Annotated in this window: 30 protein-coding genes and 2 riboswitches; of the genes, 25 read left to right on the top strand and 5 right to left on the bottom strand. The window is 57.0% G+C overall.

The genetic code is table 11. From position 1 onward, the window contains the following. The first annotated feature begins 21 nt into the window (after positions 1 to 21). The 19 genes from INF30_RS03505 (at position 22) to INF30_RS03415 (ending at position 18,862) form a co-directional block, all read left to right on the top strand. Positions 22 to 555 (top strand): DUF3592 domain-containing protein, encoded by a 534-nt coding sequence (locus tag INF30_RS03505; protein ID WP_226394254.1) that lies wholly within the window; start codon positions 22 to 24, stop codon positions 553 to 555. 70 nt (positions 556 to 625) lie between these two features. Then, positions 626 to 831, top strand: a riboswitch (cobalamin riboswitch). 181 nt (positions 832 to 1,012) lie between these two features. Next, on the top strand, positions 1,013 to 1,516 hold the full coding sequence (locus tag INF30_RS03500; RefSeq protein ID WP_226394253.1) for a precorrin-2 dehydrogenase/sirohydrochlorin ferrochelatase family protein: 504 nt from the start codon (positions 1,013 to 1,015) through the stop codon (positions 1,514 to 1,516). Further along, positions 1,513 to 2,412 (top strand): hydroxymethylbilane synthase, encoded by a 900-nt coding sequence (gene hemC, locus INF30_RS03495; protein WP_226394252.1) that lies wholly within the window; start codon positions 1,513 to 1,515, stop codon positions 2,410 to 2,412. The genes INF30_RS03500 and hemC overlap by 4 nt, the downstream gene beginning before the upstream one ends. Further along, complete coding sequence (cobA, locus tag INF30_RS03490) at positions 2,378 to 3,949, top strand: uroporphyrinogen-III C-methyltransferase (protein ID WP_226394251.1); 1,572 nt, start codon at positions 2,378 to 2,380, stop codon at positions 3,947 to 3,949. The genes hemC and cobA overlap by 35 nt, the downstream gene beginning before the upstream one ends. Continuing rightward, positions 3,912 to 5,099 (top strand): cobalt-precorrin-5B (C(1))-methyltransferase CbiD, encoded by a 1,188-nt coding sequence (cbiD, locus tag INF30_RS03485; protein WP_226394250.1) that lies wholly within the window; start codon positions 3,912 to 3,914, stop codon positions 5,097 to 5,099. Before cobA ends, cbiD begins: the two co-directional genes overlap by 38 nt. A 25-nt stretch (positions 5,100 to 5,124) precedes the next feature. Then, entirely contained in the window at positions 5,125 to 5,814 is a 690-nt protein-coding gene (gene cobI / locus INF30_RS03480; RefSeq protein ID WP_226394249.1) for a precorrin-2 C(20)-methyltransferase, read from the top strand. 3 nt (positions 5,815 to 5,817) lie between these two features. Continuing rightward, positions 5,818 to 6,594 (top strand): precorrin-4 C(11)-methyltransferase, encoded by a 777-nt coding sequence (gene cobM / locus INF30_RS03475; RefSeq protein WP_076776361.1) that lies wholly within the window; start codon positions 5,818 to 5,820, stop codon positions 6,592 to 6,594. After that, a complete protein-coding gene (locus INF30_RS03470) occupies positions 6,584 to 7,645 on the top strand; it encodes a cobalt-precorrin 5A hydrolase (RefSeq protein ID WP_226394248.1) in 1,062 nt (353 codons plus the stop codon). Before cobM ends, INF30_RS03470 begins: the two co-directional genes overlap by 11 nt. A gap of 4 nt (positions 7,646 to 7,649) precedes the next feature. After that, the gene (gene cobJ, locus INF30_RS03465; RefSeq protein WP_408639747.1) at positions 7,650 to 8,333 is read left to right on the top strand and encodes a precorrin-3B C(17)-methyltransferase; all 684 of its coding nucleotides are present in this window, start codon (positions 7,650 to 7,652) and stop codon (positions 8,331 to 8,333) included. Beyond that, positions 8,326 to 10,299, top strand: coding sequence for a precorrin-6A reductase (cobK, locus tag INF30_RS03460; RefSeq protein WP_226394246.1), 1,974 nt, complete (start codon positions 8,326 to 8,328; stop codon positions 10,297 to 10,299). The genes cobJ and cobK overlap by 8 nt, the downstream gene beginning before the upstream one ends. Then, a complete protein-coding gene (locus tag INF30_RS03455) occupies positions 10,296 to 11,675 on the top strand; it encodes a cobyrinate a,c-diamide synthase (protein ID WP_226394245.1) in 1,380 nt (459 codons plus the stop codon). The genes cobK and INF30_RS03455 overlap by 4 nt, the downstream gene beginning before the upstream one ends. Further along, the gene (gene cobT, locus INF30_RS03450) at positions 11,656 to 12,732 is read left to right on the top strand and encodes a nicotinate-nucleotide--dimethylbenzimidazole phosphoribosyltransferase (RefSeq protein ID WP_226394244.1); all 1,077 of its coding nucleotides are present in this window, start codon (positions 11,656 to 11,658) and stop codon (positions 12,730 to 12,732) included. Before INF30_RS03455 ends, cobT begins: the two co-directional genes overlap by 20 nt. 21 nt (positions 12,733 to 12,753) lie before the next feature. Further along, a complete protein-coding gene (locus INF30_RS03445) occupies positions 12,754 to 13,299 on the top strand; it encodes a bifunctional adenosylcobinamide kinase/adenosylcobinamide-phosphate guanylyltransferase (RefSeq protein ID WP_226394243.1) in 546 nt (181 codons plus the stop codon). Next, entirely contained in the window at positions 13,296 to 14,054 is a 759-nt protein-coding gene (locus INF30_RS03440) for an adenosylcobinamide-GDP ribazoletransferase (RefSeq protein ID WP_226394242.1), read from the top strand. The genes INF30_RS03445 and INF30_RS03440 overlap by 4 nt, the downstream gene beginning before the upstream one ends. Before the next feature lie 5 nt (positions 14,055 to 14,059). Then, entirely contained in the window at positions 14,060 to 14,665 is a 606-nt protein-coding gene (locus INF30_RS03435; RefSeq protein WP_226394241.1) for a histidine phosphatase family protein, read from the top strand. Continuing rightward, positions 14,622 to 15,590, top strand: coding sequence for an adenosylcobinamide-phosphate synthase CbiB (gene cbiB, locus INF30_RS03430; RefSeq protein WP_226394240.1), 969 nt, complete (start codon positions 14,622 to 14,624; stop codon positions 15,588 to 15,590). Before INF30_RS03435 ends, cbiB begins: the two co-directional genes overlap by 44 nt. Before the next feature lie 19 nt (positions 15,591 to 15,609). Then, a complete protein-coding gene (locus INF30_RS03425) occupies positions 15,610 to 16,677 on the top strand; it encodes a pyridoxal phosphate-dependent aminotransferase (RefSeq protein WP_226394239.1) in 1,068 nt (355 codons plus the stop codon). Beyond that, on the top strand, positions 16,665 to 18,176 hold the full coding sequence (locus INF30_RS03420; RefSeq protein ID WP_226394238.1) for a cobyric acid synthase: 1,512 nt from the start codon (positions 16,665 to 16,667) through the stop codon (positions 18,174 to 18,176). Before INF30_RS03425 ends, INF30_RS03420 begins: the two co-directional genes overlap by 13 nt. 32 nt (positions 18,177 to 18,208) lie before the next feature. Then, positions 18,209 to 18,862, top strand: coding sequence for a precorrin-8X methylmutase (locus INF30_RS03415; protein WP_076776382.1), 654 nt, complete (start codon positions 18,209 to 18,211; stop codon positions 18,860 to 18,862). Between the two features lie 42 nt (positions 18,863 to 18,904). Here the strand turns inward: INF30_RS03415 and INF30_RS03410 are convergent, their stop codons facing one another. Genes INF30_RS03410 through INF30_RS03390 form a run of 5 tightly spaced genes read right to left on the bottom strand, consistent with a single transcriptional unit; the run spans position 18,905 to position 22,458 of the window. After that, a complete protein-coding gene (locus INF30_RS03410) occupies positions 18,905 to 19,684 on the bottom strand; it encodes a sirohydrochlorin cobaltochelatase (protein WP_226394237.1) in 780 nt (259 codons plus the stop codon). Further along, on the bottom strand, positions 19,674 to 20,543 hold the full coding sequence (locus tag INF30_RS03405) for an energy-coupling factor ABC transporter ATP-binding protein (RefSeq protein WP_226394236.1): 870 nt from the start codon (positions 20,541 to 20,543) through the stop codon (positions 19,674 to 19,676). The genes INF30_RS03410 and INF30_RS03405 overlap by 11 nt, the downstream gene beginning before the upstream one ends. A gap of 11 nt (positions 20,544 to 20,554) precedes the next feature. Next, positions 20,555 to 21,346, bottom strand: a complete 792-nt coding sequence (gene cbiQ / locus INF30_RS03400) for a cobalt ECF transporter T component CbiQ (protein WP_226394235.1) — start codon at positions 21,344 to 21,346, stop codon at positions 20,555 to 20,557. Beyond that, the gene (locus INF30_RS03395; RefSeq protein WP_226394483.1) at positions 21,333 to 21,692 is read right to left on the bottom strand and encodes an energy-coupling factor ABC transporter substrate-binding protein; all 360 of its coding nucleotides are present in this window, start codon (positions 21,690 to 21,692) and stop codon (positions 21,333 to 21,335) included. Before INF30_RS03395 ends, cbiQ begins: the two co-directional genes overlap by 14 nt. Before the next feature lie 16 nt (positions 21,693 to 21,708). After that, positions 21,709 to 22,458 (bottom strand): energy-coupling factor ABC transporter permease, encoded by a 750-nt coding sequence (locus INF30_RS03390; RefSeq protein WP_226394482.1) that lies wholly within the window; start codon positions 22,456 to 22,458, stop codon positions 21,709 to 21,711. A gap of 181 nt (positions 22,459 to 22,639) precedes the next feature. Beyond that, positions 22,640 to 22,849: riboswitch (cobalamin riboswitch) on the bottom strand. 342 nt (positions 22,850 to 23,191) lie between these two features. On the opposite strand from INF30_RS03390, the gene INF30_RS03385 reads away from it, so the two are divergent. From INF30_RS03385 to thpR, 6 genes are all read left to right on the top strand, one after another. Continuing rightward, entirely contained in the window at positions 23,192 to 23,416 is a 225-nt protein-coding gene (locus INF30_RS03385) for a hypothetical protein (protein ID WP_226394234.1), read from the top strand. A 26-nt stretch (positions 23,417 to 23,442) separates the two neighbouring features. Then, positions 23,443 to 23,640, top strand: coding sequence for a hypothetical protein (locus INF30_RS03380; RefSeq protein WP_226394233.1), 198 nt, complete (start codon positions 23,443 to 23,445; stop codon positions 23,638 to 23,640). Positions 23,641 to 23,742: 102 nt separating this feature from the next. Continuing rightward, a complete protein-coding gene (locus INF30_RS03375; protein ID WP_226394232.1) occupies positions 23,743 to 25,227 on the top strand; it encodes an AAA family ATPase in 1,485 nt (494 codons plus the stop codon). Positions 25,228 to 25,311: 84 nt separating this feature from the next. Further along, a complete protein-coding gene (locus INF30_RS03370; protein ID WP_226394231.1) occupies positions 25,312 to 25,572 on the top strand; it encodes a DUF1294 domain-containing protein in 261 nt (86 codons plus the stop codon). A gap of 50 nt (positions 25,573 to 25,622) precedes the next feature. Beyond that, positions 25,623 to 26,501 (top strand): TrmH family RNA methyltransferase, encoded by an 879-nt coding sequence (locus tag INF30_RS03365; RefSeq protein WP_226394230.1) that lies wholly within the window; start codon positions 25,623 to 25,625, stop codon positions 26,499 to 26,501. Beyond that, positions 26,498 to 26,983: an RNA 2',3'-cyclic phosphodiesterase gene (gene thpR / locus INF30_RS03360; protein ID WP_226394229.1), complete on the top strand. Its 486-nt coding sequence runs from the start codon at positions 26,498 to 26,500 to the stop codon at positions 26,981 to 26,983. Before INF30_RS03365 ends, thpR begins: the two co-directional genes overlap by 4 nt. Position 26,984 lies beyond the last annotated feature (1 nt).

Genomic DNA, 26,984 nt, shown 5'->3' with positions numbered 1-26,984 from the left:
AAAGATAAAGGAGGCTGCCCGATGGACAAGGGAGTAAACGTGGGACTGGTGGTGTTTCTTACACTGGCGGCTCCTGGGCTGGCATTCATGCTGGCGGGGATTTTGATCCTTACGCTGGAAAACAGGAAAAAGAGCCGCTGCACAGCTATGACAACAGGTACTGTGGTCCGATACAGTTTTGTTAATGGAACGCCGAGCCCTGTGGCGTCCTACACAGTGGGCGGCGTCTCCTATGAGAAAAAACGCAGGTTCCGGGGCGTGGTGGAAGTGCGCACCGGGATTTCTCCGAAGGATCTGACAGGGGAGAATCAGAGCTGCTATATCAGCGAGAACGATGTGGTCCATATCCGGGGCGGGGCTGCCCTGAATCTGAGGGCTATGGCCGAGAGGCTGTACCCTTTGGGATCATCCATCCCAGTGTGGTATGACCCGGAGAAGCCCCAGCGGGCCTACGTGGAAAAGCTTCCGGTCAAAGGCTCTATTGTGGGATGGGTCTTTGTATGGACCGGGCTGGGGCTTGCGGCCCTGGGGATCTTGCTTTCCTTTGTGCTTTGACCAGGAGTTTGATATCCAGGAGAGAGCCAGGGAGAGGGGGAGCCGGGAAAGGCGGTTGACGGACAGCTCCAAACAGTATAGAATATAGAATGTTATTTACAGATAAGACAGGGAATGCGGTGAAAATCCGCAGCAGCTCACTCTACTGTGAGGAATGACGAAACCCGACATATGCCACTGCCCGGGCCGGCGGAGAAGATTTGCCGGCTGCCGGGTGGGAAGGCAGGGGAGTAGGTTTTAGTTCCGAGCCAGGATACCTGTATATACAGGAACGTGATCTTTCGGTGAGGATTTAAGATCGCACCATGGTGATGGCATGGCCCGGGGCGGGCCTGCTTTGTGATGCCTGATATCCGGTAAAACGCCGGATGGCAGGTTCCAGGAGTGCGGGAGATTGCGCGTCAAGCGCAGTCTCATTTGTTTAATTGGGAAGATTTTGCTTTGGATGGAGGGAACAATGGGACTTCGTTTTCCGGTATTTCTTGATATAGAAGATAAATCTATACTGGTGGTGGGAGCCGGGTATGTGGCGGTACGCCGGATCCGCACCCTTCTTCTGTTCGGAGCGGACATCACGGTGGTGGCAAGAGAGGTGTCTGAAGAACAGAGGCAGGAGATGGAAGAATTTCTGGAGACGGGAAAAGTCCGTCTGGTCCGAAAATGTCTTGAAAAGGCAGATATCACGCAAAACTACCTCTTTGTGGTCTGCGCCGCAGACGACCCGGAGGCGGACCGCATGGCCTGGGAGAGGTGCCGGGAGCTGGACATTCCGGTGAATATCGCTTCGGATCGGAAGATGAGCGACTTCTATTTTCCGGCCGTGGTGACCGGGGAGGACCTTGCGGTGGGTATCGCCGGGGACGGGACAGACCACGGGAAGACAGCCAGAGCAGCGGCTCTGATCCGCAGGTGCCTGGCCCGGTCTGAGGAGACAAAAAAGGACAAAGGAGACAGAGCATGAGGATCACAGTGGGAAGCAGACAGAGCCGCCTGGCTGTGCGGCAGGCGCAGATCGTCATGGAAGAATTAGAAAAATATCACCCGGAGGCAGAGGTCAGTCTGGTCACCATGAAGACGACAGGAGACCGCATCCTTCACAAGACACTGGATCAGATCGGGGGGAAAGGCCTTTTTATCAAGGAGCTGGATCTGGCTCTGCAGGAGGGGCGGATCGATCTGGCTGTCCACAGTCTGAAGGATATGCCTATGGAGGTGCCGGAGGACTTCCCTGTCCTGGCCTGTACCAGGAGGGAGGATCCGAGGGACGTGCTGGTGCTGCGAAAAGGCCTGGAGCGTCTGGAAAAGGACAGCGTCATCGGCTGCTCCAGTCTCCGGAGAAAATTGCAGCTTGGCTCCCTGTACCCGGAAGCAGAGATCAGGAATATCCGCGGTAATGTACTGACCCGGTTGGAAAAGCTGGACGCGGGAGAGTATGACGCCCTGGTCCTGGCAGCTGCCGGGCTGATCAGGCTGGGCCTGGAAGAGCGGATCAGCCGTTTTTTCAGCGTGGAGGAGATCCTTCCATCGGCAGGACAGGGCATTATGGCTGTACAGGGAAGTCCGTCCATGAGAGAGGTCACAGCCTGTGTGAACGATAGGGAGGCAGCCCTGGCGGCCGGGGCAGAGCGAGCTTTTGTCCGGGAGCTGGAGGGGGGATGTTCCTCGCCTGTGGCTGCCTTTGCCCAGGTGGAGGGGGATACATGCCGCCTGCGGGGGCTCTACTATGACGAGGGATCCGGCGGATACAGTATCGGGGAAAAGACCTTTTATATAGAAGAAAATGATCCGGCCCAGGGGGCGAGGATGGGAAGGGAGCTTGCACATGAGCTTAGAGACAGATACACAGAAAAGCGATAAGACGGGAAAAGTGTACCTTGTGGGGGCCGGCCCCTCAGATGTGGAGCTGATCACAGTAAAGGGGAAACGCCTTCTTGAGGAGGCGGAAGTGATCGTGTACGACAGGCTGGTGGGAAACGGCATCCTCATGTGGGGCAGCAGACATGCCCGGTATATCGATGTGGGCAAGCGGTCCGGCCATCACCCCATTCCCCAGGAGGAGATCAACCAGATCCTGGTGAGAGAAGCCCGGAAAGGGCAGAAGGTGGTCCGTCTGAAGGGGGGGGATCCCCTTGTGTTTGGGCGAGGAGGCGAGGAGGCTGCGGCTTTGAAAAAGGCTGGTATCCCCTTTGAGATCGTGCCCGGCATCACCTCTGCTATCGGGGTGCCCTCCTATCTGGGGATTCCTGTAACACACCGGGATATGGCGTCCTCCGTGCACATTGTGACAGCCCACAAAAAGGATGGAAGTCTGCCGGATATCCACTACCGGTCCCTGGCTGAGGGGGGCGGCACGATCGTGTTTCTTATGGGAGTGAGCACCATAGGAAATGTCATGGCAGGGCTGCTGGAGGAGGGAATGTCCCCGGATATGCCCGCCGCTGTGCTGGAGAGAGGGACTACCTCTGCCCAGAGAAAGATCGTCGGAACAGTGGGAGATATAGCCAAAAAAGCCGTCCGGGAGCAGGTGCAGTCCCCGGCCATCATCCTGGTGGGGCATGTGGCTGCTTTTCAGGACATGGACTGGTATGGAAATCGTCCGTTGGCGGGGAAAAAGATCCTGGTGACAAGACCCAGGGAGCGCAGTCTGCGCCTTGCCGCCCTGCTCCGTGAGGAGGGGGCGGAGGTGCTGGAGCTTCCCACAATCCGCATTGCGCCGGTGGAGGACGGGGAAGGCCTGTCCCGGGCGCTGGACGGGATCGGAGCCTTTTCCTGGATCGTCTTTACCAGCCCCTCCGGTGTGCGGATTTTTCGAGAGGAACTGAGAAAGAGGAGGCAGGATGTGCGCAGCCTGGCTCATCTTAAGATTGCAGTCATAGGCGAGGGGACAGCCGGGGAGCTGGAAAATTGGGGACTTTACCCGGACCTGGTGCCGGAGCAGTATGATGGCGATCACCTGGGAGAAGCGCTGGCTGGCTGCGTGAAAGCCGGGGAGAAAGTGCTCATCCCCCGGGCCAGGATAGGCAATCAGACACTGGTAAGAAGACTGGAGGAGGCGGGAGCCCAGGTGACAGACCTGCCTGTCTACGATACAGAGTACGAGTCCTTCCCCTGGGTGGAGTATGACAGAGAGTTTGCCTCCAAAAATTGCTGGGCTATGTTTACAAGCGCTTCCACAGTGCGGGGATTTGTAAAGAGCGCCGGAGACATGGACCTGTCAAAAGTGACGGCTCTTTGTATCGGTGAGATGACCGCAGGGGAGGCAGAGCGGGCAGGAATGCAGACTTTTACAGCTGCCCGGGCCACCCTCCGGGATCTGGTGGATCTGGCCGTGAAGATGGCGGCAAAGGAGAGAGAAGATGGAGAAGGACAGAGGCAGCCGGATGGAGAAAAATAAAGCCGGTCTCCGAAGAGGATGGACCACCGGGACCTGCGCCCAGGCTGCGGCCGCGGCTGCGGCCCAGGCGCTTCTTGCCGGAAGCCTTCCCCGGGAAGGGGCAGACTGGACGGTTACGGTCCACCTGCCGAATGGACAGCCCTTCACCCTGCCGGTACAGTCCGGCAAAATAGAGAAGAGAGACAGCCAGGGACGTCCCCTGGCTGTGACCTGCAAGGTGAAGAAGGACAGCGGAGATGACCCGGATGTGACAGACGGCGTCACGGTCTGCGCCACGGTCTCCTTTTTTTCAGAGGACAGGATCGAGATCGACGGCGGGCAGGGGGTCGGGAGAGTGACAAAGCCGGGGCTTGCCCAGCCTGTGGGCAGCGCGGCTATTAACCCTGTCCCAAGGCAGATGATCCAAAAAGAACTGGTCCGCCTGAAAGAGGCGGCAGGATGGGAAGGGGGCTTTCAGGTCCTTGTGGAGATCCCCGGCGGAGAGCAGCTGGCGCAGCGGACGTTTAATCCAAGGATCGGCATTGTGGGCGGCCTCTCGGTCCTGGGCACCAGCGGCATTGTGGAACCTATGAGCGAGAAGGCCCTCATCGACACCATAGAGGTGGAGATCAAAGTGAAGCTGGCGGAAGGAAGGCGGTGCCTCATCGCCGCGCCTGGCAACTACGGCCTGGACTTTCTCCGGGACAGGTGGGGGATTCTGGCGCGGGATACAGTTAAGTGCAGCAACTATATCGGTGAGACCATAGATCTGGCCGCAGAGCATGGGGCAGAGGGGCTGCTCTTTGTGGGACATATAGGCAAGCTGGTGAAGATCGCCGGAGGGATCATGAACACCCACTCCCGGTGGGGAGACTGCCGGATGGAGCTTCTGGCATCGTCAGCCCTCCGGGCCGGGCTCTCCGGGGAGAGAGCGGCGGCTCTGCTTTGCTGCAATACCACGGAGGATGCCCTTCAGATCCTGACAGAGAAAGAGCGCAGGAAGGTGCTGGACTGTCTCCTTGAGAAGATCCACACCCATCTGAATATCCGCGCCCAGAGCAGCGCGCAGAGGGATATGAAGACGGGAGCCGTCCTGTTTTCCAATGTGTACGGCGTGCTGGGTATGACCCGGTACGGGGAGGAGCTTCTGGCCAGAGGCCGGGAGAAATGATAAAGAGACATAGAGAGGAGCAGTTATGGCAGGAATTTTGTACGGCGTCGGGGTGGGCCCCGGCGACCCAGAACTTATGACACTGCAGGCAGTGCGCGTCATACGTGCAAGTGACGTGATCCTGGCGCCGGGCAGGGAGCCGAAGGAGACAGTGGCCTGGAAGATTGCGGCGGGAGCTGTGCCGGAGCTGGCGGAAAAGGAGGCTGTGGGGATCCACATGCCCATGACCAAGGACCCGGATATACTTCAGAGAGCCCATCAGGAGGCTGTAGACAGGATCAATGCGGAGCTGGAAAAAGGGAAGAAGGCAGCCTTTCTCACCCTGGGGGATCCCTGCATCTATTCTACGTACCTCTATGTCCACAGAAAAGTGCAGGCGGCCGGATACCAGGCAGAGATCATCAGCGGCATTCCCTCTTTCATCGCTGTTGCTGCGGCAGTGGGAGATGGCCTTGTGGAAAATTCCCAGATGCTCCATGTGATCCCTGCCTCCTACCCGGCAGAAGAGGGCATGGCACTTCCCGGCACCAGGGTTCTGATGAAGGCGGGCAAGGCGGCTGCCCAGGTGCGGGATGAGCTGATCCTGCAGGGAGCACAGGGCTGGGCTGTGGAGAGATGCGGCATGGAGGGAGAGCGGATTTTCCACTCCCTTGATGAAATTCCCGATGATCTGAGTTATTATTCTATTATAGTGGCAAAAGAGGCAGGTGAATAGCAGATGGTACATTTTGTGGGGGCCGGTCCCGGCGATCCGGACCTGATCACAGTAAAAGGAAAAAGACTTCTTGAACACGCGCAGACCGTGATATATGCGGGATCTCTGGTAAACCCGGCGCTTCTTTCCTTCTGCCCTGAGGGATGCAGGATCTACGACAGCGCCCGGATGACCCTGGAGGAAGTGATACGGGTCATGGAGGCGTGCCATGAGGCAGGACAGGATGTAGTGAGACTTCACACAGGAGACCCCAGCCTCTACGGGGCTATAAAGGAGCAGATGGACCGGCTGGATGAGCTGTCTATCCCCTACCAGGTGTGCCCCGGCGTCAGCGCTTTCTCCGGGGCGGCAGCCGCCCTGGGGCTGGAGTACACCCTGCCGGGCATCTCACAGAGCGTGGTTATCACACGCATGGAGGGGCGCACGCCTGTGCCGGAAAAGGAGAAGATCCAGTCCTTTGCGGCCCACCAGTCTACCATGGTCCTCTTCTTGAGCACAGGACTTCTCGGGAAACTGTCCCAGGCGCTGGTGGAGGGGGGCTACCCGCCGGACACGCCGGCAGCCATTGTGTACAAGGCCACATGGCCGGATGAGAAAAAAGTACTTTGCCAGGTGTCGGATCTGGCGGAGACGGCAGAGCGGGAGGGGATCAAAAAGACCGCCCTCATCATTGTGGGTAAGGTGCTCTCAGGAGAGGCGTACCAGCGCTCCTGCCTGTATGATCCCGCTTTTACCACAGAATTCCGGAAAGGAAATGGGCAGGCAGAGGATGGAAAATAAAACGCTTCTCGTAAGCTACACAGACCAGGGAAAAAAGAAGATGGAAGAGATCCGCAGCCTGCTTGAGGATAGCGGGCGCACGGTCTTTGGACTGGAGCGGCCCAGAGGAGGCGACTTCCTCGGGGAGTACTGGCGCCAGGTGCAGGAGATCATTTTTGTCGGTGCAGCAGGCATTGCCGTCCGTCTCTGTGCCCCTTTTATCCGGGACAAGTTTACAGACCCCGCTGTGCTGGTCCTGGATGAGAAGGGGAAGTTTGTCATCCCTCTCCTCTCCGGGCATGTGGGGGGAGCCAATGATCTGGCCCTGTTTCTGGCAGAGGCGACAGGGGCGGAGGCTGTGATCACAACAGCCACAGATGTAAACGGCCGCTTCGCGGTGGATGTGTTTGCAAAAAAATGCGGCCTTGTGCTGACAGACCGGGCGAAGGCAAAAGACATTTCCGCCCGCATCCTGAAGGGGGAGAAGGTGGGATTCTACAGTGAATTCCCGGTCCTTGGCGGGGTGCCGGAGGAGCTGGTACAGGTGGAGAGCCGGCAGCAGCTGGGACTGTTTCCGATGTCCATTGCGGTGGAGGAGAGAAAGAAGGGGGAGACCGGGGAGCAAGTCCTCTGCCTTTTGCCCCGGAACCTGACCGCCGGGGTGGGCTGCAAAAGGGGCGTTCCCCGCAGGCAGCTGGAGGCATTTCTTCGACAGAAACTGACAGAGCTGGGTTTTTATCCCGGTCAGGTGAAGCGCCTTGCCAGCATTGACAGGAAGGCGGAGGAAGAGGGTCTTAAGGCTCTGGCGGAAACCTGGCAGATCCCATTTGAGACCTGGACAGCTGACCAGCTTGCGGCGGTGGGAACGGTCACAAGCGAGTCCGCCTTTGTGAAGGAAACTGTGGGCGTTGGAAATGTGTGCGAGAGAGCCGCCATCCTTGGCAGCGGCGGGGGACGGCTCGTGCTGGAAAAGACGGCAGAGCAGGGCATGACACTTGCCCTGGCTGCGGAAGATTGGAGTGTGGATTTTGACAAAACTGTATGTGATCGGCCTGGGGCCGGGCAGCTATGAAGATATGACAATGCGGGCGGCAAAGGCCCTTGCTTCCTGTGATGTAATCGCAGGCTACACCGTGTATGTGGACCTGATCAGAGACTATTATCCAGATAAAGAATTTCTCACGACACCCATGACGAAGGAGGAGGAGCGCTGCCGGCTGGCTCTGGAGACAGCGTCTGCAGGAAAGACCACAGCCATGGTGTGCAGCGGAGATGCCGGAGTCTACGGTATGGCGGGGCTGATCTTCTCCATGGGGAAGGACTACCCCCAGGTGGAGGTGGAAGTGATCCCCGGTGTGACGGCAGCTCTGTCCGGGGCGGCCCTTCTGGGCGCGCCACTGATCCACGACTTTGTCCTCATCAGCCTGAGTGATCTTCTGACGCCCTGGGAGAAGATCGAGAAGCGGCTGCGCTGTGCGGCCCAGGCGGATTTTGTGATCTGCCTTTACAATCCATCCAGCAGGAAGAGGGCGGACTACCTGAAAAAAGCCTGCCGGATCATAGAGGAGTATCAGAGCGGCGATACGGTCTGCGGTTATGCGGCCAACATAGGCCGCGAGGGGGAGACGTACCATATCTGTACCCTGAGGGAGCTGGAAGATGCCCGGACGGATATGTTTACAACAGTGTTCATCGGCAACTCACAGACAAGAGAACTCAAAGGACACATGATAACACCAAGAGGGTATGAAAATGGCTAGTATTTTAATTTTTGCAGGTACGACTGAGGGGAGAAAGATCGCGGAATACCTCCGGGGACATGCGCCGGAGGTGTATGTGTGTACGGCCACTGAGTATGGCAAAGAACTTGTGGAGGATGGGGAAAATATCCATGTCCTGGCCGGCCGGCTGGATGTGGCAGGCATGGGCGAGCTGGCAAGAGGATGCCAGGCGGAGCTTGTCATTGACGCCACCCACCCATTTGCCATGGAGGTGTCCAAGAACATCCGGACTATGTGTGAGAAGGCGGACATTCCCTGTGTGCGGGTGCTGCGGGAAGGAGCCGCCGGCGGCGAGAATGCCGTGTGGGTGAAGAATATCCGGGAGGCCGCTGCCTATCTGGCGGACAAGAAGGGCAATATCCTGATCACCACAGGCAGCAAAGAGCTGGACCCCTACACCCAGATCCCGGATTACAGGAGAAGATGTTTCCTGCGGGTGCTCTCCACAAAAGAGGCGGTGGAGCACGCGGTGGAGAAAGGATTTGAGGGCAAGCACCTCATTGCCATGCAGGGGCCTTTTTCGGAGGGCATGAACGAGCAGCTTCTGTCCCACGTGAAAGCGCGCTATCTGGTGACAAAGGACTCCGGTAAGATCGGCGGTTTTCAGGAGAAGATGGAGGCGGCCAGAAAGGCCGGAGCCGTTCCTGTGGTCATCGGCAGACCCCAGGAGAGAGGGCTTCCCCTGAAGGAAGTCTTTCTCATGCTTGCGGAGAAATATGGTTTCAGGGATCCGAGGAAGATCACCCTCATCGGTGTGGGGCCGGGCGGGGAGAAATGTCTCACCGGGGAGGCCCGTGAGGCTATGGAGAGTGCGGATGTGCTGATCGGGGCGGAGCGGATGCTGAAAGTGGCGGAGAACATCCCGGTGGAGCATTATGAGGAGTACCGGGCGGAGAAGATCCGCGAGTTCATACAGATGAATTCCAGATACCGCAGGATCGCCATCCTCCTGTCCGGGGACACAGGATTTTACAGCGGTGCTGCCGGGCTGAAAGAGGAGCTGAAGGAGTACGATGTGACGGTGCTGCCAGGCATCTCCTCGGTCTCCTGCATGGCGGCCCGCATCGGTGTGGGCATGGAAGGCGTGCCCCTTCTGAGTATCCATGGGAGAAGCTGCAATTATCTGGATTATCTGCGGGAGTACAGGCGCGTCTTCCTGCTGGTGAGCACCGGGAAAGAGATCCAGTCTGTGCTGGTCAGGCTCTGCAAGTATGGCTGGAAAAAAGCCCGAGTGTGTGTAGGCAGCCGCCTCTCCTATCCCAAGGAGAGGATCATCCAGGGATCTGCCGAGAGGCTGGCCAGGAAGGAGATGCAGTGGGAGGGGCTGAGTGTGGTCTACATCGAGCTGCCTGCCACCCGGCATCCGGAAGCCTCCGACGGGAAGGACGAGGATTTTGTCCGCGGAAAGGTGCCCATGACCAAGAGTGAGGTGCGCAGCGTTATTCTTTCCAAGATGGCGCCTCCGAGGGACGCAGTTATCTACGATGTGGGGGCAGGCACTGGATCCGTGTCTGTCCAGCTGGCTAAAAAGGCCATAGATGGCATGGTGTACGCTGTGGAGAAAAATGCAGAGGGCCTTGCCCTGATCCACAAAAACAAGATCCGCTTTCACGTGTCCAACATCCGGCCCGTCCACGGGGAGGCGCCGGAGGCGCTGCGGGATCTGCCTGCGCCGGATCTGGCATTTATCGGCGGCAGCGGCGGGAATCTGCGCCAGATCCTGGAGACAGTCTGGGGGAAAAATCCCCGGGCCAGAGTTGTGATCTCAGCTATCACGATCAACACAGTGGCAGAGTGCATGGCCTGCATGCAGGCATTTGCAGAACATCCGGCCCAGATCCTGCAGGTGCAGGTGGCCAGAGGAAAGAAGGCGGGATCCTACCAGATGATGGAGGGACAGAATCCGGTCTATATTATCACATTTGAAGGAGAAGAAGCGGAATGAGACGGAACGTGCCGAGACTGGTCATTGCGGCTCCCGCCAGCGGAAGCGGCAAGACGCTGGTGACCTGCGGGATACTGGCAGCCATGAAAAAGGCGGGGCGCCGGGCGGCGGCCTTCAAGTGCGGCCCGGACTACATTGATCCCATGTTCCATGAGACGGTTCTGGGGACGCCCTCCAAGAATCTGGACACCTTCTTTGCCGGGCAGGAGCTGACCCGTCAGCTCTTCCTGGAGGATGCGGCTCAGGCGGACCTCTCCATTGTGGAGGGGGTGATGGGACTATACGACGGGCTGGGAGGATGTACCACCCAGGCCAGCACCTGGGATGTGGCCCGGACGCTGGAAGCGCCGGTCATTCTTGTGGTGGACGGGGCAAAGTCCAGCGTGTCTGTGCTGGCCCTGATCAAGGGCTTTGCAGATTTTATGGAGGACAGGCGTGTCCGGGGTGTGATCTTCAACAGAGTCTCCCCCATGCGCTACCCGGCCCTGAAGGCCATGACAGAGGAACAGCTAGGCATCGCTGTCTGCGGTTATCTGCCCAGGATGGAGGAAATCCACATGGAAAGCCGGCATCTGGGGCTTGTCATGCCCGGCGAGATCCGGGACATGAAAGAGCAGATGGAGCGGCTGGGGCAGACCTGCCTGGAGACGCTGGATCTGGACCTGCTGGAGAAGATCGGAGCGGAGGTGCCCCAGATGGAGGCGGCGGAGGCGTGGATTCCCGGGAGGGTTTCTGCCGGTCAGCCGGTGATCGCAGTGGCCCGGGATCCGGCCTTTACCTTCTATTACAAAGATAATCTGCGCCTTCTTGAAAAGCTGGGCGCTGTCCTTATCCCCTTTTCCCCGATGAAAGACAGCAGAATCCCTGAGGAGGCGGACGCCCTTCTCCTGGGGGGCGGCTACCCCGAGCTCCACGGCGGCGAGCTGGAGGACAATGTCTCTATGCGGCGGTCCATCCGGGACAGGCTTGGTGAAGGCATGCCCTGCATAGCGGAGTGCGGGGGCTTTCTCTATCTTCTGGAAGAGCTGGAAGACAGGAAGGGAAAACCGTATCAGATGGCCGGGGTCCTGGAGGGGAGAAGCCATTATACGGGGAAATTATCCAGGTTTGGCTACATCACTCTGACGCCGGAAGGCGGCGGGGATCTTCTAAAGCCGGAGGAGAGCATCCGGGGTCATGAGTTCCACTATATGGACACGAACGGCAACGGGGAGGACCTCCTGGCCAGAAAACCGGTCACAGACAGGGTCTGGACATGCGGACATACATCAGACATCTTCTATGCCGGTTTTCCACATCTGTATTTTTACTCCTGCGTGGAGGCGGCCGGGAGATTTGTCAGAAAGGCGGAAGAATATGGAAGAAAGAGACAGTGAGATCAAAATACCGGGAGAGAGCGAGATCCCCTCTCCCGACGAGACGGCCAGGGAAAAGTGCCGGAAGAGATGGCTCTCCATCGCCAAGCCTCTCTTTGGCCTGGGAACTCTGGAGGACGCTGTCATACAGATGGCAGGCATCACCGGAACGGCGGATGTCTCCATTGACAAAAAAGGCCTCATCGTCATGTGCGCGGACAACGGCGTGGTGGAGGAGGGTATCTCCCAGACAGACAGCAGCGTCACAGCCGTGGTCACGGACAATTTTGCCAGGGGACTCACCTCTGCCTGCTTGATGAGCCGGGCAGTCGGGGTGGATGTGTTCCCTGTCGACGTTGGCGTGGCAGCGGACACCATGGTGTACACAGATAAGGTGGCATATGGAACAAAAAACATGGCAAAAGAGCCTGCCATGACCAGGGAGGAAGCCATCAACTCTATCTGTGCCGGCATCCGGGCGGCAAAGAGACTGAAGAGGGAGGGATACCAGATCCTCCTGACAGGCGAGATGGGAATCGGCAACACCACCACCAGCAGCGCAGTGGCCGCTGCCCTTTTGCAGGAGGACCCGGAAGGGCTCTCCGGAAGGGGAGCAGGTCTGTCCGATGCAGGACTTCAAAGAAAGCGGGAAGTGATCCGCCGGGCCATCAGTCTGCACCGGCCGGATCCGGCAGACCCCATCGATGTGCTCTCCAAGGTGGGAGGATTTGACATCGGAGGTCTGGCAGGCGTGTTCCTGGGCGGAGCCATGGAGCATCTCCCGGTGGTGATGGACGGATTTATCTCGGCGGCGGCAGCGCTCCTGGCCTGCCGGATCGCGCCGGGAGTCAGGGATTATATCCTTCCCTCCCACATGTCCGGGGAGCCGGGCATGGAGCGGATCTTGAAGGAGCTGGGGAAGGAGGCCTTCATTGGATGTCACATGAAGCTGGGAGAAGGAACCGGGGCTGTGGCCCTGATGCCCCTTCTGGACATGACACTGGAGGTCTACCGCAAGATGCCGGATTTTGACGGCATCCAGATCGAGGCGTACACGCCCCTGGGAGGAGAAGCATAGGAAGAGAGAGGAGACAGAAAAATGCTGTACATGATTTTTGGAGGGAGCGGCAGTGGAAAATCCGCCTATGCGGAAGACCTGGCTGTGAAGCTGTGCCCGGGGGAGAAGGTTTACCTGGCTACTCTGACAGATATTGACGCGGAGATGGAACAGAGGATCCGGGATCACAGGAAAATGCGGGAGGGAAAGAATTTCCGCACTGTGGAGCAGGGGCTGGCCCTGGAGAGCCTGGATATATCCGGGGAGCGGCTTGTGCTTCTGGAGTGCATGACCAACCTGTTGGCCAATGAGATGTACAGCCCCGAGGCGAAACAGGCGGAGGATATACCGGCCTATATCATGGAGGGCATCCGGCACCTGAAAGAACAGGCGGAAGACCTTATCGTTATTGCCCAGGATGCCTTCTCGGAGGTGCCCATGGACCCGGAGATGCGCAGGTATGTAAAGGCCTCCGGCCGGGTGAACCAGATGCTGGCTAAGGAGGCGGACGTGGTGGTGGAAGTGAAGTTCGGCCTGCCCCTGGTGCTCAAGGGCGGGGAGATCTTAAGTGAGGTGGAGAGCCGATGAAACAGGTCAACAGCTTTCTCATTGCCTTCAGCATGTACTCCCGCATCCCGGTGCCCCAGCCGGACTGGGAGCATTCTTCCATGGATTACGTCATGTGCTATTTTCCCTTTGTGGGAACGGTCATGGGGGGGCTTGCCTGGGCCTGCTGCCAGGGAGGGCATGTCCTTGGGCTGTCCGCCTTTTTGCTGGCGGCCATCCTGACGGCCCTGCCCCTTTGGATCTCCGGCGGCATCCACATGGACGGGTACATGGACACAAAGGATGCCCTGGCTTCCTGCGGAGACAGGGAGAAAAAACTGGACATCTTAAAGGACAGCCACACAGGCGCCTTTGCGGTCATGGGGTGCGGTCTGTATCTGGTCCTCTCCTTTGGCGCCTGGTGTGCTCTGGAGCCGGGAAGGGGGCTTGTCTGCGTCTGCCTGGGATACATGGTGAGCCGGACGTTGAGCGGTCTGTCGGTGCTCTGCTTCCCCAAGGCAAAGAAGAGCGGTTCCTATGTGACAATGTTTGCCGAAAAAGCCAGAAAGCGGCGGGCCGTCCTTTTCCTTGCTCTTCTCCTTACCCTGGAGGGCGCGCTTCTTTTGTGCCTCGGCGGCTGGAGAGGCGGGGTGACAGCGGCAGCGGCGGCGGCAGTCTTTGGCTGGTACTATCACATGAGCAGAAAACAATTCGGAGGGATCACCGGGGATCTGGCAGGCTATTTTGTCCAGCTCTGTGAGCTGGCCATCCTGCTGGCCATGGCGGTGACAGGATAGAGAAGATGAAGATCATACTGGTCCGTCACGGACAGACAGAGGGAAACAAAGTACATAAGTTTATCGGGGGCAGGACGGATGAGCCTGTGTCCCGGGAGGGGTTAGAGGCGCTGAGAGGGCGGACCTATCCCCGGCCGGACCATGTTTTCTCCAGCCCCATGCTGCGCTGCATCCAGACGGCGGAGACCATTTTTGGGGGATGCAGGCCGGAACTGGCGGAAGGATTCCGGGAGTGTGATTTTGGTATACTGGAAGGGAAGACCCATGAGGAGCTGCTGGGAGATCCGGCTTACGATGCCTTTATCGGAACGGAAGGGGCGGATACCTTTCCCGGAGGGGAGAGCATCCCTGCTTTTAATGCCCGGTGTCTGGAGACACTGCGGGAAACAGTGGAGACAAGCAGACAGAGAGGCTACCGCTCCATTGTATGCTGCGTCCACGGGGGCGTTATCATGGCAGTCCTCTCTCAGGTCATAGAGGGCAGCAGCTACTATGGCTGGAACGTGGAGAACGGAGAGGGCTACATACTGGAGATCGACGAGACGAAATGGAAGGAAGGACAGCTGGATGGTACAGTCACTTGCGGCATTGATCATCGGATCTATACTTGATTTTATCCTGGGGGACCCAAGAGGGCTCTGGCACCCGGTACAGGGGATGGGCTGGGTCATCAGCAGGCTGGAGAGAATTCTCCGGCGGATTTTTCCGTCGGGTAAGACAGGGGAGAGATGGGCGGGTGGCCTTCTGGTCATCCTGACTCTTCTTATCTCGGTGGGGCTGCCGGCTTTGCTCCTTCTTCTTCTTTCCTTTATTCACCCCCTTCTTTCTTTTTTGCTCTCCTGCATATTCTGCTGGCAGATGCTGGCGGCAAAATCTCTGCGGGTGGAGAGCATGAAAGTCCAGGAGGCACTGGAACAAGAAGGGCTTGAGGCGGGCCGCCGGGCCGTCTCCATGATCGTGGGCAGGGACACCCGGGATCTGACAGAAGAGGGGGTCATAAAGGCGGCAGTGGAGACGGTGGCGGAGAACACATCCGACGGCGTCACAGCGCCGCTCTTCTATATGATCCTGGCAGGCCCCCTGGGAGGAATCGCCTACAAGGCGGTGAACACCATGGACTCCATGGTGGGATATAAGAATGAAACATACCAGTATTTCGGCACCTGCGCTGCCCGGCTGGACGATGCGGCAAACTTTATCCCCGCCCGTCTGAGCGCTCATTTTATGATCGCCGCTGCTTTCCTTGCCGGGTACGACGGGAAGAATGCCTGGCGGATCTTCAAGCGGGATCGGAAGAAGCACAAGAGCCCCAACGCGGCCCACACCGAGGCGGTCATGGCCGGGGCCCTGAACGTGCGCCTGGCGGGGGACGCCTGGTACTTTGGGAAGCTCTTTAAAAAGCCCTTTATCGGAGATGACATCCGGCCTGTAGAGAGACAGGATATCGCCAGGGCCTGCCGCCTGGAATATGTCACTGCCCTCCTGCAGCTCCTCGTGCTGGGAGCTTTGAAGGCGGCGGTCATCTGGATACTGTAGAAGATTGAGGTAGGATGCGATGGAAGAACACGGAGGAAATATTTACGACAAAGATATACGGATCGACTTCTCAGTCAATGTCAATCCCTTTGGCATGCCGGCGGCGGTCAGGGAGGCGGCTGCCCGGGGGGTGGAGGAGTCTTTCCGCTACCCGGACCCAGAGCAGAGAAAGCTTCGGCAGGCAATCGCTTCCGCCTTCCTCATACCGCTCGATCAGATCGTGGCAGGCAGCGGGGCGGCGGAGCTGATCTGGGGGATCACGGCGGCTCTGCAGCCGAAAAAAGCGCTTGTCTGCGCCCCCTCCTTCGGGGAGTATGAGCGGGCCCTTGCCGCCCGGGGATGTCAGGTGCAGCGCTTCTTTCTAAGAGAGGAGGATGACTGGCTGGTATCCCGGGAGCTGGTCCGCAGGGTGTGGGAAGAACCGGGACTGGAGATGGTCTTTCTGTGCCATCCAAACAATCCTACCGGCAGGCTGGTCCCCGCGGATATTTTGAAGGAGCTGGCCCGCGCCTGCCATGATAGGCAGATCACGCTGGTGGTGGACGAGTGTTTCCTGGACCTGACCCGGGAGGGGGAGGCGGCCTCTGCCCTGCCCCTGCAGCGGGACTGTCCGGAGCTTCTGGTGCTGCGGGCCTTTACGAAGATGTATGCCATGCCGGGGCTGCGGCTGGGCTGGCTGGCGGCAGGCAGCAGGGAGAAGGCGGAGAAGGTCCGGCAGATGCTGCCTCCCTGGAACGTGTCCTGGCCGGCCCAGATGGCCGGGTGCGCTGCACTGAAGGAAGAGGAATTTGCCCGGAAGTCAGGGGAGTATCTCCTGCGAGAGCGGGAGTGTCTGTCCTGTAAGCTTAGTGCGCTGGGATTTCATGTGTGGCCCTCCGACACCACATTTCTTTTATTTGAAGGGCCGGAAGATCTCCAGGAAGCATGTCTGGCGGAGGGGATCTATATACGGGACGGAGCAAGCTTCCCCGGTCTTAGGGCAGGGACCTGGCGGATCGGTGTGCGGACGCGCAAGGAGAACCAGGTCCTTTTGGAAGTCCTCGGGAAGACCATGAAAGAGAAGGAGACAGACAGATGGCAAAAGTGATCATGATACAGGGGACCATGTCCGGGGCGGGAAAGAGCCTCCTTGTGGCAGGGCTGTGCCGGATCCTGAAGGAGGACGGGCTGCGGGCAGCTCCCTTCAAATCCCAGAACATGGCCCTCAATTCCTACATCACAGCGGAGGGGCTGGAGATGGGAAGGGCCCAGGTGGTTCAGGCAGAGGCGGCCGGGACCGAGCCTTCTGTCCTTATGAATCCGGTCCTTTTGAAACCTACCACGGACACAGGCTCCCAGGTCATTGTGAACGGGAAGGTGCTTGGCAATATGAGCGCCAGAGAGTATTTTTCCTACAAAAAGGAGCTTGTCCCGGTGATCCTGGAATCTTACCGGAAGCTGGCGGACCAGTACGATGTCATCGTGGTGGAGGGAGCCGGCAGCCCGGCGGAGATCAATCTGAAGGAAAACGACATTGTCAACATGGGGCTGGCCCGGATGCTGGATGCGCCTGTACTGCTGGCGGGAGATATTGACAGAGGGGGCGTCTTTGCCCAGCTCTACGGCACAGCAGCCCTTTTAGAAGAGGAGGAGAGATCCCGGATCAAAGGGCTCATCATCAATAAATTCCGGGGAGACAAGACCATTCTGGACCCGGGTATTGCCATGTTAGAGGAGAAGACCCGCATCCCTGTGGTAGGCGTGGTGCCCATGATGCAGGTGGACATAGAGGAGGAGGACAGCATCTCGGAGAGACTGCGGGATGGCGGAGAAAAGGGAAAGCCCGGGCTTTTGGACATTGCTGTCATCCGGCTCCCCAAGATTTCCAACTACACAGATCTGGCTCCGCTGGAGAGCCGCGCCGGTGTCTCGGTCCGCTACGTCTCCGGCGTGCGGCAGCTGAAGGAGCCGGATCTGATCCTTCTGCCTGGAAGCAAAAATACGATGGAAGATCTGCGGTGGCTGCGGATGTCAGGGCTGGAGGCTTCCATCTTGAAGCTGGCAGAAAAAGGGGTGCCTGTCTTTGGTATCTGCGGCGGCTACCAGATGATGGGAGAGGAGATCGCAGACCCCCACGGTGTGGAAGCCGGCGGCTCTATGAGGGGCATGGGGCTGCTCCCGGTGCGGACGATTTTCGGGCGGTCCAAAGTGACTACGCAGGCCAAGGGCAGGATGGAAGAGCTGACAGGGCCCTGGGCAGCCCTGTCCGGCCGGACATACGAGGGGTATGAGATCCACATGGGCGACACGGAAGTTGACACAGACCGGGGGTATGTGCAGATCCTGGCCCGGAAGGAGGACCGTATCCTGGGCATATGCCGGGGACATGCGGCCGGAACGTACATCCACGGGATCTTTGACAGCCGGGAGATCTCCGGCGCTATCCTGGAGAAACTGGCTGCGGCAAAGGGCATTGCCCTGGAGGACCTGGGAGAAGGAATGGATTTTAAAACATACAAGGAGGACCAGTACCGCCTGCTGGCGGAGGGACTTCGGGCCTCCCTGGATATGGAGGCGGTGTACCGCATCATCGGGGAGGGGCTGTAGAGTGCACACAGAGGGAAGGAGACGGGAAAACTATGACAGAGAAACTGGAGCAGGTGCTGCCGGAAAATATAGAAAAGAGAAGCTTTGAGATCATCAGCCAGGAGCTGGGAGAGAGGTCTTTTGATCCTCTGGAGGAGCCTGTCATAAAGAGGTGTATCCACACCAGTGCGGATTTTGACTATGCGGATACCCTTGTCTTCTCACCCGGAGCTGTGAGGAGAGCCCTGGAGGCGGTCCGGTCCGGCGCTCTCATCGTTACAGACACCAACATGGGAAAAGCAGGGGTCAACAAGAAGGTCCTCGCCTCCTTTGGCGGGGAGGCGGTCTGCTTCATGGCGGACCCGGACGTGGCAAAGGCTGCCAAAGAAGAGGGGACGACCCGGGCTGTGGCCAGCATGAAAAAGGCGGCAGCTCTGGCAGAAGAGACAGACCGGCCCCTCATCCTGGCAGTAGGCAATGCCCCCACAGCCCTGGTGGAGATCTGCGCCCTGCTGGATCAGGGAAAGATCGATCCGGCCCTGGTGATCGGCGTGCCGGTTGGGTTTGTCAATGTGGTGGCTGCAAAAGAGATGCTCCTGGAAAAAGACGTGCCATCCATTGTGGCAAGGGGAAGAAAAGGCGGCAGCAATATTGCCGCCGCTATCTGCAATGCCATCCTGTACATGGCACGGGATGGCGTGGAATAAAAAAGAAATAGAGCAAAGATAGTTTTGCCAACAGGTTTGACATCAAAGAAGGGCCTGGCGGGCGTGGCGGACATAGAGATCACAGATGCCGTCATACTCGCCCAGGCCTTTTAAAATGCAGGAAGTCTCGTACCCCTCTGCCCTGAAAAGACTGTTCCAGGAGTCCGTCTCCTCACCTGCCAGGTCGTTGCTGGCATGGTCGCCTGCCACCAGCATGAAAGGCGTCAGGTAGACCCGGCGGATGTCCTTTTCTCTCAGCTGCGCCAGCACAGCCTGCACATCCGGGTAAGCCTCCACAGTGCCCACATATACGCCCGGGTAGCCTGCCTGCTTGAAAGCGTAGTCCAGGGCGGCGTAGAGAGTGTTGGCGTGGTGCGTGCTGCCGTGGCCCATAAAGACGAGGGCCTCCTGGTCTGAGAGGCAGGGCAGCTCTTCCATTAGAGCCTCAATGACTGCAAATTGATCCTCTGTGCTGGAAATGAGAGGATCGCCGAAAGAGATCTTATCAAAATGGCTCTCCAGACTTAAGATATCCTCCTTCATCTGGTCGTTTTCAATGCCGTTCATGATGTGTGTGGGCTGGACAAGAAGGTCTGTGATCCCATCTTCCAGCGCTGCCTGGGCAGCTTCCTTTACGCTGGGGATCAGGATCTGGTCCCGCTCCCACAGTTTCTTGCGGATCATGCCGCTTGTGTAGGCGCGGTAGAAGGTGCGGTCCGGAAATGCCTCCGCAAGCAGTGTTTCCAGATGTTCGATATTCTTTTTTCTTGTCTCCGGGTAGCTGGTGCCGAAGCTGACTACAAGAAGTCCTTTATGTTCCATGTGTATTCTCCTTATGTGCAGTTCTTTTTATATACATGTTAAGCTGTTCAAAACTTTTCGGGGAGGGCAGACCCTTCGAAAGAATCCCTGCGGCCTGCAGGTTTTCGAAGACCTGTATGACGGCGGGTACCTCCAGGCTGGTCTTAGACAGCAGTTCCCTATCTGTCAGAATTCGGGCGGGCGTCCCCTGGGCCAGCACCTGTCCCTCCCTGAAGAGGATGACTTCGTCGGCCCAAGAGAGGGCGAAGCCCGTGTCGTGGGTGGCGGTGACGACTGTCATGGACCGGTCCTCGCCCAGGGACTGGATCATATCCCGGATGATTCGGACGTGGCTTGGGTCCAGGGCGGCAAAGGGCTCGTCAAGGATGAGAAGCTCCGGGTGCATGACCAGGATGTCCGCCAGGGCCACCTGCTTTTTCTGTCCTCCGCTCAGGGCGTGGGCGGGACGATGGCGGAAGGGGGCGATGCCCAACTTCTGGATGACCTCCTCCACCTCTCTTTTGGCTTCCGTCTCAGAAAGTCCCAGATTGAGAGGGCCAAAGGAGATCTCCTGGTACACGCTGGCAGAAAAGAGCTGCATGTCCGGGTTCTGGAATACGATCCCCACCTTTTTGCGCAGGTCCAGCAGTTCCTTCTTCCGGTAAGTGACAGGCTGGCCGTCATAGTATATCTGTCCCTCATCCGGACGCAGGATGCCGTTGCAGCATAGGAAGAAGGTGGATTTCCCGGAGCCGTTGGACCCCATGACTGCCGTGCGGCTGCCCCGCCGGATGGACAGGGACAGGTCTTTCAGGGAAGGCTCTTCCCCGCTTCCATAAGAGTAAGATACATGTCTCGCTTCAAGAATAAAATCGCTCATAAACTTCCTTTCTACATGATCCAACCGGCTGGGGCTGCGGAGGGCAGCAGGGCCAGAAGGAGGAGCAGCAGTTCAAAGGCTGCGATACAGAGGATCTCTCCCCGGCGGGGAGGCTGATGTTCGCGCAGTACCCGGATCTGACCGTCGTAGCAGCGGGACTCCATGGCGTCGTAGAGAGAGCCGGCCTGCCTCATGGCGCGGATGAAGAGCATGGAGGCCAGGAGCCCACGGGATTTAAGGCTTGTGCGCAGATCTTTATTTCCAAGCCTGGCGTTCTGGGAAAGAAGCATGGAGGAGGCGTTTTCCAGAAGGAGGAAAATGAACCGGTAGGTGAGCATCATAAGCTCGATGAGAAGGCGGGGCAGGCGGCAGGACTCCAGCACGGCCAGGATGTCTGTCATGGGTGTGTTGAAAGACAGGAAGAAAAGGGCGGACACACAGGCCAGGGCAGTCAGGATCAGCTGCACGGCCTGAAACACACCTTCCCGGCTCCCTGTCAGATAGAGTGAGCCCACCGGCAGGGCGAAGGCATCCAGGGGAACCTGGGAAATATTGATCAGGATGGCGCCTGTGCTAAGGAGGAGAAAAAACAGGGGCAGGGTCAGATATTTCAGCCATCTGCCAAGAAAAATGCCTCCTCTTTGGACTGTCAGGTATGTGGAGGCCAGAAGGAGGAGAAGGGCGGCTGGTATGGAACGGCTGACAATGCAGAGTATGACAGAAGCCAGGGAAAAGAAACACTTTTCCCCGGCATTTACGTATCGCAGTCTGGATGTATAGCAGAGTTTATCAATCTCCAGCATAGTCTGTATTCTCCTTTTTATCCTGCTCCTCTTCTTTGTACTTGTTCATCCATTTTTTTCGCTCTACAAGGCGTCCCATGAAGAAGGCGATGATCCCCACGCCGATGCCGGTCTGGATGCAGAAGAGCAGGCTTTCCACCTCACCCGGCAGTTCTCCGCCCAGAAGATCTTCGAGGACAGGTGTGAACCAGGGCTCATATTCCTCCCCTCTGACTTCTTCTACCATGACGCTGCCTGCGTCGTCAGATCCACCAAAGGATGCTCCCTTTCTTGCAAAGAGAGGAACGATGGCTATGAGAGCGGCGATGACAAGGAGAATAAGTACAGTTTTTGTATTTTTGCTCATGTGCCTTTTTTTCATCTTATTTTGCCTCCTTGTAATAACCGATCAGTTTCAGTTCCGGCTCTGCGTAGGATTCCAGTGCGATGACAATGACCACGGTGAGGATTCCCTCGATGATGGCCAGCGGGAGCTGGGTGGGAGCAAAGACGCCCAGGAATTTTACGGCAGAGGCGGCGATCCCTCCCTCCTGAGAAGGGTAGGCCAGGGCAAGCTGCAGACTGGTGACACAGTAGGTGAAGAGGTCGCCGAGGGCTGCCGCCAGGAAAATGGACACTCTCCGGTTGACTTTCAGCCTCTTCAGAAGAGCGTACAGTCCCCAGGCGAGAAAAGGGCCTGCGATGGCCATGGAGAAGGTGTTTGCACCCAGAGTGGTCAGTCCCCCGTGGGCCAGCAGAATGGCCTGGAACAGAAGGACGATGATACCCAGTATGCTGACGCAGGAGGGACTGAAGAGGATAGCGCCCAGCCCGGTTCCTGTCATGTGGGAGCAGCTTCCGGTGACAGAGGGAATCTTCAGTGAGGAGATCACGAAGATAAAAGCTCCGGACATGGCCAGCAGGATCAGCGCCTTGCGGTTTTCCTGTATGGTTTTTCGGATGGAGAAAAAGCCTGCCAGTAAAAAGGGAAGACACAAGAGGCCCCAGGCGATGCAGAAACCGCCCGGCAGATATCCCTCCATAATGTGCATGGCCTTTGCCTGGGGCGCCGCCGCAAAGGACAAGGCGAATATGCCGGACAGAGCTACCAGCAGCTTTTCCCGGTGAGTCATAGATGTGCGAGTCATAATATATGGATCCTCCTTCAAATGTATGGTGTGATACTATGGCGCTGTACGCCTGCATCAGATAAATGCCCCTGCCGGGATCACGACAGGGGCACTAAAAACACACAGGCAGATCCATGGAATCTGTCTTTCGCTTCCATACCTCACATCATACTCCGTGACAGACGGCAGTTCCTACAAGCAGGCAGGTCTTCTGACTCGGAGATCTATACAGCCTTTGCCTTCCCATGTACCTGGCATTCGCGGACACAGTGGCTGATAAAGGCTACTCCCTCCTTACAGCGGCGGGACCGTACAGGATTTTCACCTGTTTCCCTATTATCCCTGCCTTTTTGTTATTGCAAGAGGACAGGGCACCTGCGTGTATTTGATTTACTTACCCAAGAATAGCACACCGACAGGGGCAAGTCAATCCCCGAGGGGCTTGTGGAACAGAAGTGTCGGGGCTTCTGAGAGGGAGTGACAGTAAAAAATGCCGGAATGTTATGGAAACTTTTCCGGTTTTGTGTTAGGGTAGATACATAAAGCATTACATTTCTGGAAGCTTTTCTCCCGGCATTTTCCGCCGTATCTGATATCTCTAAGAAGATCTAAAAGAAATCTCAATGCTTTTATTTCCAGTTACACAGCAGAGAGTGAAAAGAACAGGCTCGCTGGCCGTGAAAGGCATCTGCAGGAAATTCAGAGCTTTACGCTCCTGAGTGATGTCTTTGCCTCTGTGGTATTGAAGGACATACCAGCCTGCCAGCATGTGCTCAGGATACTGACAGGGAGACAAAAGCTTTGTCTGTGCCAGGTGAAGACCCAGTACAGCATTTCCAGAGCTGTCTCAAGAGGGGCCAGACCTGATGTGTTTGCGGAGGATCTGGAAGGCAATCTGTATGCCGTGGAGATCCAGAGGATGACAGCCAGGGCGATCTGTCCAGGCGGGTCAGATATCTGAAATGTGAAGAAGGAGGATTGGAGCTTATGTGTGATATTACAGACAGAATTGAGCAGCGCGGAAGAGAAGAAGGAAGGATAGAGGGGAAAATGGAGGCGAAGCACGAAAGTGCATGTTCTCTGGCTGAGATGGGGATGCCGGTGGAACAGATTGCAAGGGCGCTTAAAGAGAGTGTCAGCCTTGTCCAGGAATGGATCTCGGAAGGCGCTGCGCCGGCAAAATAGAAAGCTAAAATACAGATGCTTTTTATTGACAATGTCAGATTGTGCTCTGCAGTTCGATATGGTAAACTGTAAGAAAATCAACAGAAAAGACAGGGGGACACTATGCCAGTATTTGATTTTAATAACACGCCGGAGGAGTCAAAAGCTCCCCAGTGTACTTATACAGTTTTTTATTCCAGTCACTCTCAGGCAGGACCGGATCACCCCGTGCTCGTGCTGGACAACAGAGCCGGACAGCTGAAGCACCACTCAAATGGGGCTTTTACAAACCCGGTGAGAAAGACCGCCTTTGAGTTTAAGACGGAGGAAGGCACAGTCAGCGCAGACATCCTGCGGATCGATGCCCGCTTTGTGAGCCTGCTGAAATGGCTGGGAGAAAATCATATTAACGTGCGTCTCTCCGGTGTGATCAAGGAGGACACTTATGCGGTGTACAAGATCCGTGAGATCGCGTTTGGGGGAGGCTCCAAACTCTCAGCAGAAGATGGTTTTCTGCAGTTTATGATCGAGCGGCTGCTCTCCAGCGACGCTCCCTCAGAAGAAGAACCCGGAGAGGACGAGGAGGAGGCAGGTGACAGCATGAAGCTGACCAGCATCCAGAGCATTACGGATTTTATGAACTGCGCAGGCCGGACACTGCCGGATAATATCCGCCTCTGGGCCAGGAGAAACCTGGCTGTCGCGCGGTCCAATGAAGTGTCTGCAGAGGAGCGGCGGCACGCCCAGAGAGCGCTCTCTATTATGATGAACATCCAGTGGAAGGGAAACTATTTTGAGTCTATCGATCCCGTGGAGGCCCGCCGGATCCTGGACGAGGAGCTCTACGGCATGGAGCAGGTGAAACAGCGGATCATTGAGACGATTATCCAGATCAACCGGACCCACACACTGCCAGCTTACGGCCTTCTGCTGATCGGGCCCGCAGGAACCGGAAAATCCCAGATCGCCTACGCTGTAGCGCGGATCTTAAAACTGCCATGGACGACCTTGGATATGAGTTCGATCAACGATCCGGAGCAGCTCACCGGAAGTTCCAGGATCTATGCCAATGCAAAGCCGGGAATTATTATGGATGCCTTTTCCATGGCTGGCGAGTCCAATCTGGTCTTCATTATAAACGAACTGGATAAGGCGGCAGCAGGAAAGGGAAATGGAAATCCTGCAGATGTACTTTTGACGCTGCTGGATAATCTGGGATTTACGGATAACTATATTGAGTGTATGATCCCGACAGTGGGCGTGTATCCTATTGCCACTGCCAATGAGAAAGATCAGATCAGCGCACCTCTCATGTCCAGGTTTGCCGTTATTGAGATACCGGACTATACTCCGGAGGAGAAGAAAGTCATTTTCTCGGAGTACGCGCTCCCGAAAGTCCTGCGCAGGATCGGAATGGAGAAAAGTGAATGCAGCCTGACACCGGACGGACTGGAGGCTGTCATTGACCTGCACAGAAACACCAGCGGGATCCGTGATCTGGAGCAGGCTGCTGAGCACATTGCCGCCAATGCGCTGTATCAGATCGAAGTGGATCATGTAAAGTCTGTGACATTTGACGCCTCCATGGTGCGTGACCTGCTGGGATGATGACCAACAAAATAAGAAAAACAAAATGGTCCGGAATGTCCGTGCATTTCCGGGCCTTTCGCTTATACAGAAAGGGAAGAAACTATGCAGGATTTTAACTGGACAGTCTGTTATCTCGTCCTGGTCAATTTTGTTACATTTGTAGCATTTGGAGTGGATAAAAGGAGAGCTGTCAGGAACAAATACCGGATTTCGGAAGCGACTTTGCTGGGACTGGCTCTTATCGGCGGCTCGGCTGGTGCGCTGGCAGGCATGTATCTGTTTCATCACAAGACAAGGAAGCCCTTGTTCCGAGTGATTCCGATACTTTTGGTGTCCCAGGCAGCCATTTTGTTCTTTTTTTAGAGCGTTCAGAAAGGCAAGTGAAAACAAGGACAGCAAGGAGATATACAAATATGGGGAATTTGATAGAAATCACAGATTTTAATGCAGAGGCGCTGGATGTCTATGCCAGACTGACAGAGGCTCAGCTTTTGAATAAAGACAAGCCGGAAGAAGGGCTCTTTATTGCAGAGAGCCCCAAAGTAGTTATGCGGGCACTGGATGCAGGGTATGAACCTGTGTCCATTCTGACGGAAGACAGGAATATAAAGGGTGAAGCAGCGGAAGTGATCGACAGGTGTTCGGGCATACCGGTGTACACGGCTCCCTTCGAGGTGCTGACCCGGCTCACCGGGTACAAGCTGACCCGGGGCCTCCTCTGTGCCATGCACCGGAGACCTCTGCCCCGAGTGGAAGAGCTGTGCCGGGAGGCAAAGCGCATCGCTGTTCTGGAAAATGTTATGAATCCCACCAATGTGGGCGCCATCATCCGTTCAGCCGCTGCCCTCCACATGGATGCAGTCCTTCTTACTCCCGGATGCAGCAACCCGCTCTACCGCAGAGCCATCCGGGTCAGTATGGGCACCGTCTTTCAGATCCCCTGGACATTCCTCAGTGAAGAAGAGGCGGGGAGATGGCCGGAGGAGGGCATGGCCTATCTGAAGAGCCTTGGATTTGCTACGGCCTCTATGGCGCTCCATGACGAGTCCGTGGACATTGACGCGCCTGCTCTGCGGTCAGAAGACAAGCTGGCGGTCATCCTGGGGACAGAAGGTGAAGGGCTGCAGGACGCGACCATAGCAGCCTCCGATTACACCATCAAGATCCCCATGAGTCATGGCGTGGATTCCCTGAATGTGGCGGCGGCCAGCGCAGTGGCTTTCTGGGAGCTGGGGAGGCAAAGTGGCTGCACCATAGAAAAAACACAGACAGAAAGGAAGTGCATTTTATGAGACTGTTTATCGCTATCCGCCTCTCAGATGGTATGCAGAAATCCCTTGTTGCCTGTATGCATGATCTCAAAAAGCGGGGGGTGGAGGGGAATTATGTCCCTGCCCGGAACCTGCATATGACCCTGGCTTTCATCGGGGAGTATGATGACCCGGGAAAAGTGAAGGAAGTCATCAGTAAGGTGCCCCTTCCCAGCTTCCGGCTGGCGCTTTCGGAAAAGGGGAATTTTGGAAATATCCTGTGGGCGGGAGTAAAAGGAAACCAAAAGCTGAAGACGTATGTAAAAGAGCTGCGGGATGCGCTCAGGGAGAACGGCGTACCTTTTGAAAATGACAAATTTGTCCCGCACATTACCCTGATCCGGAAAGTTTCTGCTAAAAAGCCTTACCAGGTCCATCTCCCCAGGGCGGAGATGACTGTAGAGAGCGTGTCTCTTATGAAGTCAGAGATGAAAAACGGGAAAGTTGTCTACCAGGAGTTGTAGA

This window comes from Claveliimonas monacensis (assembly GCF_014982975.1).
GTDB classification, from domain to species: domain Bacteria; phylum Bacillota; class Clostridia; order Lachnospirales; family Lachnospiraceae; genus Claveliimonas; species Claveliimonas monacensis.
The sequence above is the reverse complement of the archived record's forward strand: the minus strand, read 5'-3'. Positions and strand labels throughout refer to the sequence as shown.

What these genes read in the sequence shown, in the direction of transcription:
- INF30_RS03505 (WP_226394254.1), top strand. Translation starts at nt 22, where the DNA reads ATGGACAAGGGAGTAAACGTGGGACTGGTGGTGTTTCTTACACTGGCG.
- INF30_RS03500 (WP_226394253.1), top strand. Translation starts at nt 1,013, where the DNA reads ATGGGACTTCGTTTTCCGGTATTTCTTGATATAGAAGATAAATCTATA.
- hemC (WP_226394252.1), top strand. Translation starts at nt 1,513, where the DNA reads ATGAGGATCACAGTGGGAAGCAGACAGAGCCGCCTGGCTGTGCGGCAG.
- cobA (WP_226394251.1), top strand. Translation starts at nt 2,378, where the DNA reads ATGAGCTTAGAGACAGATACACAGAAAAGCGATAAGACGGGAAAAGTG.
- cbiD (WP_226394250.1), top strand. Translation starts at nt 3,912, where the DNA reads ATGGAGAAGGACAGAGGCAGCCGGATGGAGAAAAATAAAGCCGGTCTC.
- cobI (WP_226394249.1), top strand. Translation starts at nt 5,125, where the DNA reads ATGGCAGGAATTTTGTACGGCGTCGGGGTGGGCCCCGGCGACCCAGAA.
- cobM (WP_076776361.1), top strand. Translation starts at nt 5,818, where the DNA reads ATGGTACATTTTGTGGGGGCCGGTCCCGGCGATCCGGACCTGATCACA.
- INF30_RS03470 (WP_226394248.1), top strand. Translation starts at nt 6,584, where the DNA reads ATGGAAAATAAAACGCTTCTCGTAAGCTACACAGACCAGGGAAAAAAG.
- cobJ (WP_408639747.1), top strand. Translation starts at nt 7,650, where the DNA reads ATGACAATGCGGGCGGCAAAGGCCCTTGCTTCCTGTGATGTAATCGCA.
- cobK (WP_226394246.1), top strand. Translation starts at nt 8,326, where the DNA reads ATGGCTAGTATTTTAATTTTTGCAGGTACGACTGAGGGGAGAAAGATC.
- INF30_RS03455 (WP_226394245.1), top strand. Translation starts at nt 10,296, where the DNA reads ATGAGACGGAACGTGCCGAGACTGGTCATTGCGGCTCCCGCCAGCGGA.
- cobT (WP_226394244.1), top strand. Translation starts at nt 11,656, where the DNA reads ATGGAAGAAAGAGACAGTGAGATCAAAATACCGGGAGAGAGCGAGATC.
- INF30_RS03445 (WP_226394243.1), top strand. Translation starts at nt 12,754, where the DNA reads ATGCTGTACATGATTTTTGGAGGGAGCGGCAGTGGAAAATCCGCCTAT.
- INF30_RS03440 (WP_226394242.1), top strand. Translation starts at nt 13,296, where the DNA reads ATGAAACAGGTCAACAGCTTTCTCATTGCCTTCAGCATGTACTCCCGC.
- INF30_RS03435 (WP_226394241.1), top strand. Translation starts at nt 14,060, where the DNA reads ATGAAGATCATACTGGTCCGTCACGGACAGACAGAGGGAAACAAAGTA.
- cbiB (WP_226394240.1), top strand. Translation starts at nt 14,622, where the DNA reads ATGGTACAGTCACTTGCGGCATTGATCATCGGATCTATACTTGATTTT.
- INF30_RS03425 (WP_226394239.1), top strand. Translation starts at nt 15,610, where the DNA reads ATGGAAGAACACGGAGGAAATATTTACGACAAAGATATACGGATCGAC.
- INF30_RS03420 (WP_226394238.1), top strand. Translation starts at nt 16,665, where the DNA reads ATGGCAAAAGTGATCATGATACAGGGGACCATGTCCGGGGCGGGAAAG.
- INF30_RS03415 (WP_076776382.1), top strand. Translation starts at nt 18,209, where the DNA reads ATGACAGAGAAACTGGAGCAGGTGCTGCCGGAAAATATAGAAAAGAGA.
- INF30_RS03410 (WP_226394237.1), bottom strand. Translation starts at nt 19,684, where the DNA reads ATGGAACATAAAGGACTTCTTGTAGTCAGCTTCGGCACCAGCTACCCG.
- INF30_RS03405 (WP_226394236.1), bottom strand. Translation starts at nt 20,543, where the DNA reads ATGAGCGATTTTATTCTTGAAGCGAGACATGTATCTTACTCTTATGGA.
- cbiQ (WP_226394235.1), bottom strand. Translation starts at nt 21,346, where the DNA reads ATGCTGGAGATTGATAAACTCTGCTATACATCCAGACTGCGATACGTA.
- INF30_RS03395 (WP_226394483.1), bottom strand. Translation starts at nt 21,692, where the DNA reads ATGAGCAAAAATACAAAAACTGTACTTATTCTCCTTGTCATCGCCGCT.
- INF30_RS03390 (WP_226394482.1), bottom strand. Translation starts at nt 22,458, where the DNA reads ATGACTCACCGGGAAAAGCTGCTGGTAGCTCTGTCCGGCATATTCGCC.
- INF30_RS03380 (WP_226394233.1), top strand. Translation starts at nt 23,443, where the DNA reads ATGTGTGATATTACAGACAGAATTGAGCAGCGCGGAAGAGAAGAAGGA.
- INF30_RS03375 (WP_226394232.1), top strand. Translation starts at nt 23,743, where the DNA reads ATGCCAGTATTTGATTTTAATAACACGCCGGAGGAGTCAAAAGCTCCC.
- INF30_RS03370 (WP_226394231.1), top strand. Translation starts at nt 25,312, where the DNA reads ATGCAGGATTTTAACTGGACAGTCTGTTATCTCGTCCTGGTCAATTTT.
- INF30_RS03365 (WP_226394230.1), top strand. Translation starts at nt 25,623, where the DNA reads ATGGGGAATTTGATAGAAATCACAGATTTTAATGCAGAGGCGCTGGAT.
- thpR (WP_226394229.1), top strand. Translation starts at nt 26,498, where the DNA reads ATGAGACTGTTTATCGCTATCCGCCTCTCAGATGGTATGCAGAAATCC.